Here is a 12404-nt window from a genome sequence, read left to right as displayed (position 1 = left end):
CGGGTGCAAATTTAGTTTTTTTTACGTAAATGTGCACTATTGACAATTAAGTTTAGGAAATAGAAACGTGTATGGAACATTATTTTAAACAAAAAATAAAGTCATTGCGTTGATACAAATGTGCATAAGAATAGGATAATACAAATTCCTTGTCTTCCAATAGGTAGCACCCAATAGTATTCCGAATATAAAAAAAATAATACTGTTGTTGAAATCGAAATGCCCAATGCTGAATAAAAGACTAGAGATAATGATTGAAATGTAAACACCATGCTTCTCAAGTAAACTTGAAAAAATGAGTTTTCGATAAAACAGTTCTTCTAAAACAGGAACAATCACTAGTAAGCGTAGGAGACCGTAAACCGTGAAAAAAGTTGGATTTGTGGTTACATCAGTTATCTTTCGTGTAGTGAATGTCAAATCTATACTCCATTGCTGTTGGTCGATTTTAAATAGTGGACAGACGAGAAACCACAGAAAGGAAAGTATTGAAAACAATATAAAGTATAAAACCGCAGTATTAGAAGGGGTAGAACTAAGACTGTTAATCTTTAAAAATCTAAAACTAAGTATTATGCAAATTATAAAACTTACGTCAATAGCTATCATCATTAAATCGTTGACTTCTGTTTTAGCAAATAAATAATGAAACAGGAATAGTAGACCTATTTGAAGGACAAAAAAAGTAAAAAACAGAAGTAGCGATTTTAAAAGTGCCGAAGAATTCTGTCTCATAAATTTTAAAAGTAATAGCAAGCGGTAAGTTTAAGGATAAAATTACTGCAGTTGTTATCTGAGTAAACTAAAATGTCCCCTTTTGACAATCAAATTATTTTGTAAATCGGTTAAAGTTACTTTGTACCAATAGTCCGATGCAGGAAGCGTTTGATTGTTATAAATTCCATCCCAACCTACTTCATTTTCATAGAGATTCATTTTATGAAGCAGCTTTGAATAGCGGTCAAAGATTAGTATTTCAGCTTTAGTGTAAAACTGATCTGACAAACCCGCTATTTTCCATATGTCGTTGTAACTGTCATTATTTGGAGTGAAGTAATTTGGAATGTTTAGTAAATAGACTTCAACACTAATTATTTTTTCGCAATTATTTATATCTTTTACGTAGACTGTTTGAACACCTGCACGAACACCGCCAAAGGTATATGAAGTACCTAAACCAACATAACTTACGCCGTCAAGAGAGAATTCATAGGTGCTATTTCCCTTAATAGAAACATAAATCTCTCCATCTTCGGCTTTCACGTCTAAAAATTCAGGATTCGTTATTCCTTTAACGATGAAGTTTTTTTTAACGGAACAAGTCAGCCCATTTTCCACCTTCTCTACTGTTACAGAATAAGAGCCAACTTGAAGCAGTTGAAACAATCGTTGAGTAGAAATGATGGCGCCACTTTGATTTTTCCAAGTCCATGTATCATTACTAATGCCACCATCAAGAATGATTGTTGGATGCAAACTTGGGTCACAAATAGTATACACACTCTCGATATCAACGGAAATATTTGAATTTACAACAGCATTAAACGGTATCACTCCAAAACAGTTAAAGTTTTCATCTTCAATTCTGACCCAAATAATTGTGGAAACTCCCGTATAATATCTACCCAGTGGATTTATTTTAGTTTGCGCATCAATTAAACTACTAAAAAAATTAACAGTAAAATCTGGAGAAAGACCAAACTCATTTCTAATTTCAATTTCAATGTTACCTAAATTAAATTTGCCTTCAAAATTATTTAAGATGTTATCAGAATTTTCACAAGCAAAATAATCCTTTATTGGCTGCGTATTGGGTGAGTAATTTTCAAGCTGAAAACTAGCTATCGATGTACATCCAAATGGGGTTAACATCTTTACAAAAATTTCCTCAGGGTTTGAAATATTTGTATAAAACTGTTGGTTTTGTATTGGATTGGTATCATCATTTGCATCATCGCTATTTTTATAGAAAGTATATATAAATTCGGCTCCATCTGACACAAAATCTTTAATGTTTTCTAAATTGAAAACTGATTCTCCGTCGTTATCAATATCGCATTGTGTCAAGATTTGATTTGGAGGCAAAAAAGGTAATGGATATGCTTCTACTTTTTTGTATAGTACGATTGGCTGATTATTTATTATAATAGTAGCTTTAACCGTCTTAATTCCTCCTGTACTAAAAAGATGCGTTGGACTACTCTCGGTCGAGCTAGTTCCATCTCCAAAATCCCATAAAACAGATTGTATGTCTGCATAGGCATCTAGCTCAAAAGTAAAGGGCTTGTCCACACAATCGTCCTCGGAAGGAATTATTCTATTTCTTAATTCAGAAGCTATGAATAGTGGTAATCCTCTTGTGGAAGTTGCATCTGTAAATTGTATAGCTGAAGACTGAAAATTACAATCAGCACCAACTCTTTCAGGATAATTTATCACCGCTAAATGTGCAATGGAATTATCCGAAGTTCCCTGTGCTACATATATCCTACCATTTCTAGCCAACTGTATTGATCCTGGGTTTGACACAGGCATTAAATAATATTCAAATGGTATAGGATCATTGATAGCTGTGAAAGGAAATTGCACCACATAATTTCCTCCTGTATAATAAAACATTTTAGAATCTTGAGAGAATTCAATTCCATATGGATTCAAAAATATTTGAAATGCAGGGATTGCTTGCATGGTAAAATAGGGAGTAAAATTAACAACATCGTTATCAAAATTATAGAAATAAATTTTCTGATTAATATCGTCGGCAAACGCGAGAAAGTTACCATCAGGAGAAATTTTCATAGCACCAAGCGTACCTAAATTTTCATTTATTTCTCTTTTAATTGGTGTAGTATTGATACCGCTTTGCGTCACGTTAAAAATTCTAAAAATATATTTACCATCCGGAATAATTATACCAAACACAGGGTCTTGCTTCGTTATACAAACTACTCTAGTGGTATTGGTTTCTGGATGATGAATAGCTGCGAGTCTTGTAGTAGAAGAAACTTCGGCAATACGCAAATTCTTATTATCGGTTATGTGCCCAAGAGGGTGTTGCGCAGTAAACTTTACTTCAGAATAGTAGATTCCAGCTATATAATAAATTGGACTTGTCTCCACAACTTCTCTTGTATGAAAAATATAATATGTGTTTGGATCATTCGGTTTCGGAATAATGATTGAAGATTGGTTACCGGAAGCTTGACCAAATAAACCATCACCATTTTCCATGACTTGATGATTGCTGTTCCAAACTGTTTGTCCATTTGTGTAAAATAATAAATTACCATCATTATCAGAGATTGTAGCACATCCGGCTGGTGTCTGCATACCTCCATTCTCTACAACTACAACATCTCCGTTACTGAAATTCAATCCAGCATTATTTCCAAAATACCAATTATTTGTTTGATTTTGGGAAAGGCAAAAAGCAGGCACAAATATCAAAATTAATAGGATACTATGATAATTGAAAAACAAAATAAGCTTGTTGCTATTCATGAAAACTTGAATTTAAAAAAAAAAGGTAGAAGTGTACGAAAAAATTACTTGCCCTAAATTTTACTGATAAAGAAGATGTTTTAAAAATAAATTTCAAACAGTAGGCAAGGTAAAACAATAAGTTCTAGGAAAATAACCATTTACATTATTTTAACAAGTCATAAAAAACAAACATAACTACCACCAGATGTAAAGATTAAGCAAATTAAGTGTAAAACCAGACAATGAATATTTACTATTTAAGCAAAAAAAAAAAGGATAAACAAAATGTTTATCCTTTAATTGTACTAAATAATAAAGTGCCTTACTCAGCAGTTTCATTACTTTCGGTTTCTGCAGCTGGAGCTTCAGGAGCTTTGTCAGTTGTTTCAGATTTTTTAGCTTTACCACCACGACGGCTTTTAGCTTTTTTCTCTTCTTTTTTACCACCGTTGTATATTTCGTTGAAATCTACTAGTTCAATCATTGCCATATCAGCATTATCTCCTAAACGATTTCCAACTTTAATGATACGTGTGTAACCACCTGGACGATCTCCTACTTTAGCAGCTACGTCTCTGAACAAGTCAGTTACAGCATATTTGCTACGTAAGTAAGCGAAACAGATACGACGGTTATGAGTTGTATCATCTTTAGATTTTGTAATAAGCGGCTCAACAAATTGTTTTAACGCTTTGGCTTTAGCAACAGTTGTGTTAATACGTTTGTGCTCAATAAGAGAACAAGCCATATTAGCAAGCATAGAAGCTCTATGTCCTTTTTGTCTGCTTAAGTGATTGAATTTTTTTCCGTGTCTCATGACGTGTTTTTTATAACTTCATCTTGCTACTATCCGCTTTGGAGAGCAAAATATGAAGTAATTTATTCTTTATCTAATTTGTATTTTGCTAAATCCATTCCGAAGGTTAAATTTTTAATAGCAACTAGTTCGTCTAGTTCTGTTAAAGATTTTTTACCGAAATTACGGAATTTCATTAGGTCATTTTTATTGAAAGATACTAAATCTCCAAGTGTATCAACCTCTGCCGCTTTCAAGCAATTCAACGCTCTTACTGAAAGATCCATATCAACAAGCTTAGTTTTAAGCAATTGCCTCATATGTAATGACTCTTCGTCATACGATTCAGTTTGTGCAATTTCATCTGCTTCAAGTGTAATTCTTTCATCAGAAAACAACATGAAATGGTGAATAAGAACTTTAGCTGCTTCAGTAAGTGCATCTTTTGGATTGATTGAACCATCAGTTTTAATTTCAAAAACTAATTTTTCATAATCTGTTTTTTGCTCTACACGGAAGTTTTCAATTCCATACTTTACATTCTTTACTGGAGTAAAGATTGAATCTGTAAAAATTGTTCCTATTGCTGCATTTTGTTTTTTGTTTTCCTCTGCTGGAACATATCCTCTACCTTTTTCGATAGTAAGTTCAATGTTAAGGTTTACTTTGCTGTCTAAATTACAGATAACTAGCTCTGGATTTAGTACTTGAAAACCTGAAATAAACTTTTGGAAATCACCTGCCGTAAGTTGATCTTTCCCAGATACAGAAATAGTAACAGATTCGTTATCTACGTCATCAATCTGGCGTTTGAACCGCACTTGTTTAAGGTTAAGAATAATTTCTGTAACGTCTTCAACAACACCTGAAATAGTAGAAAATTCGTGGTCTACTCCTTCAATTCTAACAGATGTTATCGCATATCCTTCTAAAGCGGATAGCAAAACTCTTCTAAGTGCGTTACCAACGGTCAATCCGTAACCAGGCTCTAAAGGTCTGAATTCAAACTTACCTTCAAAATCGGTTGAATCGATCATGATAACTTTATCGGGCTTCTGAAAATTAAATATTGCCATAATTTCGACTAAGTCAATTATTATTTGTTGTACAATTCGACGATAAGTTGTTCTTTAATGTTTTCTGGAATCTGCAATCTAGCAGGAACAGTAACAAAAGTACCTTGCATGGTATCGTTATTCCATGTAATCCATTCGTAAACGTGACTAGAATTAGATAAAGAACGTTCGATAGCCTCTAAAGATTTAGATTTTTCACGAACTGCAACAACATCACCTGGTTTCAAGTGGCAAGATGGAATATTTACCAATTCACCATTAACCGTGATGTGTCTATGAGATGTAATTTGACGAGCTGCACGACGCGTTGGAGCAATTCCCATACGGAAAACTACATTATCTAAACGCGCTTCGCAAAGTTGCAAAAGAACTTCACCTGTTACTCCACGAGCTGCAGATGCTTTTGTAAAAAGGTTACGAAATTGTTTCTCTAAAATTCCATAAGAATATTTAGCTTTTTGCTTTTCCATTAACTGTATTGCATATTCCGATTTTTTACCTCTTTTTTTAGCCTGTCCGTGTTGACCAGGTGGGTAACTTCTTCTTTCGAAAGATTTATCATCTCCGAAAATTGCTTCGCCAAATTTACGAGCAATTCTTGTACTTGGACCAGTATATCTTGCCATTTTTTTATAAAAATTTAATTTAAGGTAGAGATTATGAATTCAGGTCATATCCTTCGATAATCTGAGTTCTACCTTTTTGTTATACTACATTTTTTAAAAGTTACAAATACTTTATTTGCAACATTTCAAGTATAAAATTATACTCTACGTCTTTTAGGAGGACGACATCCGTTGTGTGGCATTGGAGTTACATCAATAATTTCTGTAACTTCGATTCCACCGTTATGCAAAGAACGGATTGCAGACTCACGTCCGTTTCCTGGTCCTTTTACATACACCTTAACTTTTTTCAATCCTGCTTCAATAGCTACTTTAGAACAATCTTCGGCTGCCATTTGAGCTGCATACGGAGTGTTCTTTTTAGAACCTCTGAAACCCATTTTACCTGCTGAAGACCATGAAATAACTTCACCCTTTTTGTTAGTCAAAGAAATGATGATGTTGTTAAAAGTAGCACTTATGTGAGCTTCACCTGTTGATTCAACGATAACTTTACGCTTTTTTACACTTGCTTTAGCCATACTACTTATTATTTAGTTGCTTTTTTCTTGTTAGCAACAGTTTTTCTTTTACCTTTTCTCGTTCTAGAGTTGTTTTTAGTTCTTTGTCCTCTTAACGGAAGACCAGATCTATGACGTATTCCTCTGTAACATCCGATATCCATTAAACGTTTAATGTGTAATGAAACCTCAGAACGTAACTCACCTTCAATTTTGAAAAATCCAACAGCTTCCCGGATTGCTCCAATCTCGTCGTCATTCCATTCTTGAACCTTCTTATCTTGGCTAACTTGAGCTTTTTCTAAAACCTCAATAGCTCTACTTCTTCCTACTCCGAAGATATAAGTCAAAGCGATAACTCCTCTTTTGTTTTTCGGGATGTCTACCCCTGCTATTCTTGCCATAATTTATCCTTGTCTTTGTTTAAATCTAGGATTCTTTTTGTTGATTACGTATAATCTGCCTTTTCGTCGTACAATCTTGCACTCGGCACTTCTCTTTTTTACTGAAGCTCTAACTTTCATATCCTTTAATATCTATAAGTAATTCTTGCTTTTGACAAATCATAAGGGCTCATTTCCAGTTTCACTTTATCACCAGGTAATAATTTGATATAATGCATTCGCATCTTTCCTGAAATATGGGCAATTACAATATGTCCATTCTCTAATTCTACACGGAACATCGCATTTGATAATGCTTCGATGATTGACCCGTCTTGTTCTATTGCTGATTGTTTAGCCATAAAATTTAAGCTACTGCTTTTCTGTTTTTACCACTTTTCATCAAACCGTCATAATGTTTGTTTAATAAGTACGAATTAATTTGTTGGATGGTATCGATAGCGACACCTACCATAATAATCAATGACGTACCTCCAAAAAACATTGCCCAAGATTGTTGTACATCCATAATACTTACAAGAATCGCCGGGAACACAGCTATTAAAGCAAGAAATAAAGAACCTGGGAAAGTAATCAATGACATCACCTTATCTAAAAATTCAGAAGTTTCAATTCCTGGACGAATCCCTGGAATAAAGCCTCCACTTCTTTTTAAATCATCCGCCATTTTGTTAGTTGGGACTGTAATTGCAGTATAAAAATACGTGAATACAACAATTAGAGTAGCAAACACAAGGTTGTACCAAAATCCAAACATGTTACTAAAAGCACCTGCGATTGAACGCGAAGTATCTGAATCTGATAGACCCGCTACAGCTGCCGGAATAAACATAATTGCTTGGGCAAAAATGATTGGCATAACTCCAGAAGCGTTTAATTTTAAAGGAATCCACTGACGGTTTCCATCTTGTTCAAACTCTCCAGAAACTGTACGCCTTGCGTATTGAACTGGAATCTTTCTTACAGCCATTACTAAAAGTATACAAGCTACAATTACTAATAACCAAATGATTACTTCTAAAACCAATAACATAGGTCCTCCATTGTTGTTGGTAATAGTAGAAGTAAATTCTTGAATGAATGCTTGTGGCAAACGTGCAATAATTCCTACCATAATCAATAGAGAAATACCGTTTCCGATACCTTTGTCCGTAATTTTTTCACCCAACCACATTGCAAATATGGTTCCCGTAACTAAAATCGCTACAGAAGAAAATAAGAATGAAAATTGTGAAATCATTTCAGGGTTTGACGAAGCTATGATTGCATTTGGAATCGTTCTGTACAAGTTATAGATATAACCTGGAGCCTGTACTAACGTAATTCCGATGGTTAACCAACGTGTAATTTGGTTGATTTTTGTTCTTCCACTTTCGCCGTCTTTTTGTAGTTTTTGCAAATAAGGAACTGCTATTCCCATCAATTGCACTACAATAGAAGCAGAAATGTAAGGCATGATACCCAATGCAAATACTGATGCTTTTGAAAACGCTCCACCAGTAAACATATCTAGAATTGATCCAATTCCACTGTCTGTTTGTCCAGATAAGTTTGCTAACTGTGTTGCATCAACACCTGGAAGAGTAACATGTGCTCCAAATCGATAAACGATTAACAGTCCTAATGTAATTAGGATTCTGTTTTTCAGCTCCTCAATTTTCCAAACGTTACTTAATGATTCTAAAAATTTCTTCATATTGCTAAAAAAATTATAATGTTACAGCTTCACCACCAGCAGCTTCAATAGCCGCTTTTGCAGTAGCAGTAAATTTGTGAGCAGTTACTTTTATTTTAGCAGTCAACTCTCCTCTTCCCAAAATCTTAACAATTTCATTTTTTCTAGCCAAACGATTTGAAACAAAAACAGTCATATCAACTGTATCTGTAATCGAACCATTATCCACCATCATTTGAAGTGTATCAAGATTAACACCTTCGTATTCTTTACGATTGATGTTTGTAAAACCAAACTTAGGCACACGTCTTTGAAGTGGCATTTGCCCTCCTTCAAAACCAATCTTTTTAGAATAACCAGAACGAGATTTTGCTCCTTTGTGACCTCTTGCAGAAGTACCACCTTTTCCAGAACCTTCTCCTCTACCTAATCTTTTATTTTGATTATGTGTTGAACCTTCAGCTGGTTGTAAGTTACTTAAATTCATAACTATTATTTGTTATTTAGTTTCCTCTACAGAAACTAAGTGTTTAACTTTATTTATCATCCCAAGGATAGCAGGATTTGACTCATGCTCTACAACTTGTCCCATTTTACGAAGTCCTAAAGCCTCTAATCCTCTTTTTTGAGTAAGTGGACAGTTGATTTGACTTCGAACTTGTTTTACTAATAACTTCGCCATAATTTCCTTGAATTAACCTTTAAATACTTTTTCTAAAGAAACACCTCTTTGTTTTGCAACAGTATAAGCGCTTCTCATTTGTAACAAAGCATCAAAAGTTGCTTTTACTACGTTATGAGGATTTGATGATCCCTGAGATTTAGACAATACATCGTGAATACCAACTGATTCAAGAACTGCACGAACAGATCCACCAGCAATAACTCCTGTACCATGAGAGGCAGGAATTAAGTTTACACGAGCACCACTAAATTTACCTTTTTGTTCGTGAGGAACTGAGTGTCCGTTTAGAGGAATTCTCACAAGATTTTTCTTAGCATCTTCTACTGCTTTCGCAATTGCTTCAGAAACATCTTTAGATTTACCTAAACCATGACCAACAACTCCATTTTCATCACCTACTACTACAATTGCAGAAAAACCGAAAGCTCTACCACCTTTTGTAACTTTAGTAACACGATTTACACTAACCAAACGATCCTTTAATTCAAGTCCGCTAGGTTTTACCAATTCTACGTTTTTATAATTAGACATACTATATTAGAATTTAAGTCCAGCGGCTCTAGCGCCTTCTGCTAATGATTGGATACGTCCGTGGTATAAATAACCACCTCTATCGAAAGTTACTGTATCGATTCCAGCTGCAACAGCTTTCTCGGCAACAAGTTTTCCAACAGCTGAAGCGATTTCAACGTTTGTACCTTTATTTACTCCTTTTTCTCTTGAAGATGCAGCTAACAAAGTTTTTCCTGTTACGTCATCAATTAATTGAGCGTAAATTTCTTTGTTACTTCTGAATACAGAAAGTCTTGGTCTAGCAGCAGTTCCGCTAACAATCTTTCTAATTCTGAATTTAATTCTCTGTCTTCTATCAGATTTTGTTAATGACATACTTTTATTTTTTAAGCTGATTTACCTGCTTTTCTTCTTAATACTTCACCTACGAATTTCACACCTTTCCCTTTGTACGGTTCTGGCTTACGGAAACCTCTAATTTTTGCAGCAATCGCTCCTAATAATTGTTTATCATGAGAGGTTAACTTTACAATCGGGTTTTTACCTTTCTCTGAAATAGTTTCTAAAGTAACTTCATCAGCTACTTGTAAAACGATATTATGAGAATATCCTAAAGCTAAATCAAGTTTTTGACCTTGATTAGAAGCTCTATAACCTACTCCAACTAATTCTAACGATTTAGTAAAACCATCAGAAACACCAATAATCATATTGTTTACTAGTGATCTGTACAATCCGTGTTTTGCTCTGTGGTCTTTGTGATCTGATGATCTTTCCACCTGAACTTGACCTTCTTCAACCTTCACAGTTACATCTGAAAATTCTTGCGAAAGTTGCCCTAATTTTCCTTTTACTGTAATCATACCATTCGCAACTTCAACAGTTACTCCAGCAGGGATTACAACGGGATTTTTTCCTATTCTTGACATCTCTTTAGTTTTTTAGTATACGTAACAAATTACTTCGCCACCAATATTTAATTGTTTAGCTTGTTTTCCCGTCATCAATCCTTTTGATGTAGAAACAATTGCAATTCCAAGACCATTAAGAATTCTTGGTATTTTAGAAGCACCTGCGTACTTACGTAAACCTGGTTTACTAATTCTTTGGATATCTTTGATAACCGCTTCTTTAGTCTCTTTATCGTACTTCAAAGCGATTTTGATACTACCTTGAACGGCATTATCTTCAAATTTGTAACTTAAGATATAACCTTGATCAAATAAGATTTTAGTTATCTCTTTTTTTAGATTAGATGCAGGAATTTCCACAACTTTGTGGTTTGCAGCCACAGCGTTACGTACTCTTGTCAAATAATCCGCAATAGGATCTGTATACATATGTATTAAATTGCGATTTTGGTATTCATCCGGACCATCCGGAGGAACCTGAAACCATTAAAACTCTATTTTATAACGAACAGACAGTTGTGAGTTCGTGACTAAAAGCCGGCAAACTTACAACTATCTGTTGATATATCAAAATGGTAGATGAAATTTTACCAACTGGCTTTTTTCACACCTGGAATTAATCCGTTATTTGCCATGTCACGAAATGTTACACGTGAAACACCAAATTGACGCATATATCCTCTAGGTCTACCTGTAATTTTGCAACGATTGTGCATACGTACCGGCGAAGCGTTTTTCGGTAATTTTTGCAAACCTACGAAATCTCCAGCTTCTTTCAAAGCTTTTCTTTTCTCAGCATACTTTGCTACCGTTTTTTCTCTTTTCACCTCACGGGCTTTCATTGATTCTTTAGCCATGTCTTAATTCTTTTTAAAAGGTAATCCCAATTCAGTCAATAATGATTTCGCTTCTTTATCTGTCACTGCAGAGGTAACGAAGGTAATATCCATTCCTGAAATTTTGTTTACTTTGTCAATATCAATTTCTGGGAAAATAATTTGCTCTAAAACTCCAAGGTTATAATTACCTCTTCCGTCAAATCCAGTAGCTTTGATACCGCTGAAATCACGCACACGTGGCAAAGCTGAAGTTACAAGTCTATCTAAAAACTCATACATTCTCTCTCCACGTAAAGTAACTTTTGCTCCAATAGGCATTCCTTTTCTCAATTTGAAAGATGCAACATCCTTCTTAGAGATTGTAGAAATTGCTTTTTGACCTGTAATTTTAGTCAATTCATCTACAGCATAATCAATTAATTTCTTATCTGATACTGCTGCTCCAACTCCTTTACTCAAAACGATTTTCTCCAATTTTGGAACCTGCATTACGTTTTTGTAACCGAACTCTTCTTTAAGAGCAGAGACAACTCTACTCTTATATTCTTCTTTTAGTCTAGGTGTATATGCCATCACTATAGTACTTGATTAGATTTTTTTGAAAATCTTACTTTCTTATCTCCATCCATTCTCATTCCTACTTTCGTAGTTTCTTTCGTCTTAGTATCAACTAAAGCGATATTAGAGATTTGAATAGGAGCTTCTTTCTTAACGATTCCACCTTGAGGGCTTTTTGCACTTGGTTTAGTATGTTTACTAACCATGTTTACACCTCCAACAATCGCTTTGTTCTTTTCACGGTCTACTTTTACAACTTTGCCTTCAGCACCTTTATGGTCTCCAGCAATAACTCTAACAGTATCTCCTGATTTTATCTTTAGCTTTATCATCTTACA

General features: G+C 34.4%; 19 protein-coding genes. All 19 read right to left on the bottom strand.

The features are described 5' to 3' along the window. Positions 1-84 precede the first annotated feature (84 nt). Positions 85-609: a CPBP family intramembrane glutamic endopeptidase gene (locus ACQ5J2_RS07220; protein ID WP_432673279.1), complete on the bottom strand. Its 525-nt coding sequence runs from the start codon at positions 607-609 to the stop codon at positions 85-87. Between the two features lie 180 nt (positions 610-789). Further along, complete coding sequence (locus ACQ5J2_RS07215; RefSeq protein ID WP_432673043.1) at positions 790-3501, bottom strand: T9SS type B sorting domain-containing protein; 2712 nt, start codon at positions 3499-3501, stop codon at positions 790-792. Between the two features lie 304 nt (positions 3502-3805). After that, the gene (gene rplQ / locus ACQ5J2_RS07210; RefSeq protein WP_432673042.1) at positions 3806-4300 is read right to left on the bottom strand and encodes a 50S ribosomal protein L17; all 495 of its coding nucleotides are present in this window, start codon (positions 4298-4300) and stop codon (positions 3806-3808) included. Between the two features lie 62 nt (positions 4301-4362). After that, on the bottom strand, positions 4363-5355 hold the full coding sequence (locus tag ACQ5J2_RS07205; protein ID WP_022828380.1) for a DNA-directed RNA polymerase subunit alpha: 993 nt from the start codon (positions 5353-5355) through the stop codon (positions 4363-4365). Between the two features lie 20 nt (positions 5356-5375). Next, positions 5376-5981 (bottom strand): 30S ribosomal protein S4, encoded by a 606-nt coding sequence (rpsD, locus tag ACQ5J2_RS07200; protein WP_432673041.1) that lies wholly within the window; start codon positions 5979-5981, stop codon positions 5376-5378. A 137-nt stretch (positions 5982-6118) separates the two neighbouring features. Then, positions 6119-6502 (bottom strand): 30S ribosomal protein S11, encoded by a 384-nt coding sequence (gene rpsK, locus ACQ5J2_RS07195; RefSeq protein ID WP_432673040.1) that lies wholly within the window; start codon positions 6500-6502, stop codon positions 6119-6121. Positions 6503-6510: 8 nt separating this feature from the next. After that, complete coding sequence (rpsM, locus tag ACQ5J2_RS07190; protein WP_432673039.1) at positions 6511-6885, bottom strand: 30S ribosomal protein S13; 375 nt, start codon at positions 6883-6885, stop codon at positions 6511-6513. Between the two features lie 3 nt (positions 6886-6888). Further along, entirely contained in the window at positions 6889-7005 is a 117-nt protein-coding gene (gene ykgO, locus ACQ5J2_RS07185; RefSeq protein ID WP_073370549.1) for a type B 50S ribosomal protein L36, read from the bottom strand. A gap of 5 nt (positions 7006-7010) precedes the next feature. Continuing rightward, positions 7011-7226 (bottom strand): translation initiation factor IF-1, encoded by a 216-nt coding sequence (gene infA, locus ACQ5J2_RS07180; protein ID WP_007136545.1) that lies wholly within the window; start codon positions 7224-7226, stop codon positions 7011-7013. 5 nt (positions 7227-7231) lie between these two features. After that, positions 7232-8581, bottom strand: a complete 1350-nt coding sequence (gene secY / locus ACQ5J2_RS07175) for a preprotein translocase subunit SecY (RefSeq protein ID WP_432673038.1) — start codon at positions 8579-8581, stop codon at positions 7232-7234. 13 nt (positions 8582-8594) lie between these two features. Next, on the bottom strand, positions 8595-9047 hold the full coding sequence (rplO, locus tag ACQ5J2_RS07170) for a 50S ribosomal protein L15 (RefSeq protein ID WP_432673037.1): 453 nt from the start codon (positions 9045-9047) through the stop codon (positions 8595-8597). Positions 9048-9059: 12 nt separating this feature from the next. Then, the gene (gene rpmD / locus ACQ5J2_RS07165) at positions 9060-9242 is read right to left on the bottom strand and encodes a 50S ribosomal protein L30 (RefSeq protein WP_432673036.1); all 183 of its coding nucleotides are present in this window, start codon (positions 9240-9242) and stop codon (positions 9060-9062) included. Positions 9243-9254: 12 nt separating this feature from the next. Beyond that, the gene (rpsE, locus tag ACQ5J2_RS07160; RefSeq protein ID WP_432673035.1) at positions 9255-9776 is read right to left on the bottom strand and encodes a 30S ribosomal protein S5; all 522 of its coding nucleotides are present in this window, start codon (positions 9774-9776) and stop codon (positions 9255-9257) included. A 6-nt stretch (positions 9777-9782) separates the two neighbouring features. Then, positions 9783-10133: a 50S ribosomal protein L18 gene (rplR, locus tag ACQ5J2_RS07155; protein ID WP_432673034.1), complete on the bottom strand. Its 351-nt coding sequence runs from the start codon at positions 10131-10133 to the stop codon at positions 9783-9785. Between the two features lie 11 nt (positions 10134-10144). Beyond that, the gene (rplF, locus tag ACQ5J2_RS07150) at positions 10145-10687 is read right to left on the bottom strand and encodes a 50S ribosomal protein L6 (RefSeq protein ID WP_432673033.1); all 543 of its coding nucleotides are present in this window, start codon (positions 10685-10687) and stop codon (positions 10145-10147) included. Positions 10688-10699: 12 nt separating this feature from the next. After that, positions 10700-11098, bottom strand: a complete 399-nt coding sequence (gene rpsH, locus ACQ5J2_RS07145) for a 30S ribosomal protein S8 (protein ID WP_432673032.1) — start codon at positions 11096-11098, stop codon at positions 10700-10702. Between the two features lie 158 nt (positions 11099-11256). Next, positions 11257-11526, bottom strand: a complete 270-nt coding sequence (gene rpsN / locus ACQ5J2_RS07140) for a 30S ribosomal protein S14 (protein WP_432673031.1) — start codon at positions 11524-11526, stop codon at positions 11257-11259. Between the two features lie 3 nt (positions 11527-11529). Beyond that, on the bottom strand, positions 11530-12081 hold the full coding sequence (rplE, locus tag ACQ5J2_RS07135) for a 50S ribosomal protein L5 (protein ID WP_432673030.1): 552 nt from the start codon (positions 12079-12081) through the stop codon (positions 11530-11532). A gap of 2 nt (positions 12082-12083) precedes the next feature. Next, complete coding sequence (gene rplX / locus ACQ5J2_RS07130) at positions 12084-12398, bottom strand: 50S ribosomal protein L24 (RefSeq protein WP_432673029.1); 315 nt, start codon at positions 12396-12398, stop codon at positions 12084-12086. Positions 12399-12404 lie beyond the last annotated feature (6 nt).

The organism is Flavobacterium sp. SM2513 (assembly GCF_050908145.1).
Lineage (GTDB): Bacteria > Bacteroidota > Bacteroidia > Flavobacteriales > Flavobacteriaceae > Flavobacterium.
This window is presented reverse-complemented; position numbering and strand designations above follow the sequence as displayed.

Coding starts and splice junctions, on each gene's coding strand:
- ACQ5J2_RS07220 (WP_432673279.1), bottom strand. CDS start 609: ATGATAGCTATTGACGTAAGTTTTATAATTTGCATAATACTTAGTTTT.
- ACQ5J2_RS07215 (WP_432673043.1), bottom strand. CDS start 3,501: ATGAATAGCAACAAGCTTATTTTGTTTTTCAATTATCATAGTATCCTA.
- rplQ (WP_432673042.1), bottom strand. CDS start 4,300: ATGAGACACGGAAAAAAATTCAATCACTTAAGCAGACAAAAAGGACAT.
- ACQ5J2_RS07205 (WP_022828380.1), bottom strand. CDS start 5,355: ATGGCAATATTTAATTTTCAGAAGCCCGATAAAGTTATCATGATCGAT.
- rpsD (WP_432673041.1), bottom strand. CDS start 5,981: ATGGCAAGATATACTGGTCCAAGTACAAGAATTGCTCGTAAATTTGGC.
- rpsK (WP_432673040.1), bottom strand. CDS start 6,502: ATGGCTAAAGCAAGTGTAAAAAAGCGTAAAGTTATCGTTGAATCAACA.
- rpsM (WP_432673039.1), bottom strand. CDS start 6,885: ATGGCAAGAATAGCAGGGGTAGACATCCCGAAAAACAAAAGAGGAGTT.
- ykgO (WP_073370549.1), bottom strand. CDS start 7,005: ATGAAAGTTAGAGCTTCAGTAAAAAAGAGAAGTGCCGAGTGCAAGATT.
- infA (WP_007136545.1), bottom strand. CDS start 7,226: ATGGCTAAACAATCAGCAATAGAACAAGACGGGTCAATCATCGAAGCA.
- secY (WP_432673038.1), bottom strand. CDS start 8,581: ATGAAGAAATTTTTAGAATCATTAAGTAACGTTTGGAAAATTGAGGAG.
- rplO (WP_432673037.1), bottom strand. CDS start 9,047: ATGAATTTAAGTAACTTACAACCAGCTGAAGGTTCAACACATAATCAA.
- rpmD (WP_432673036.1), bottom strand. CDS start 9,242: ATGGCGAAGTTATTAGTAAAACAAGTTCGAAGTCAAATCAACTGTCCA.
- rpsE (WP_432673035.1), bottom strand. CDS start 9,776: ATGTCTAATTATAAAAACGTAGAATTGGTAAAACCTAGCGGACTTGAA.
- rplR (WP_432673034.1), bottom strand. CDS start 10,133: ATGTCATTAACAAAATCTGATAGAAGACAGAGAATTAAATTCAGAATT.
- rplF (WP_432673033.1), bottom strand. CDS start 10,687: ATGTCAAGAATAGGAAAAAATCCCGTTGTAATCCCTGCTGGAGTAACT.
- rpsH (WP_432673032.1), bottom strand. CDS start 11,098: ATGTATACAGATCCTATTGCGGATTATTTGACAAGAGTACGTAACGCT.
- rpsN (WP_432673031.1), bottom strand. CDS start 11,526: ATGGCTAAAGAATCAATGAAAGCCCGTGAGGTGAAAAGAGAAAAAACG.
- rplE (WP_432673030.1), bottom strand. CDS start 12,081: ATGGCATATACACCTAGACTAAAAGAAGAATATAAGAGTAGAGTTGTC.
- rplX (WP_432673029.1), bottom strand. CDS start 12,398: ATGATAAAGCTAAAGATAAAATCAGGAGATACTGTTAGAGTTATTGCT.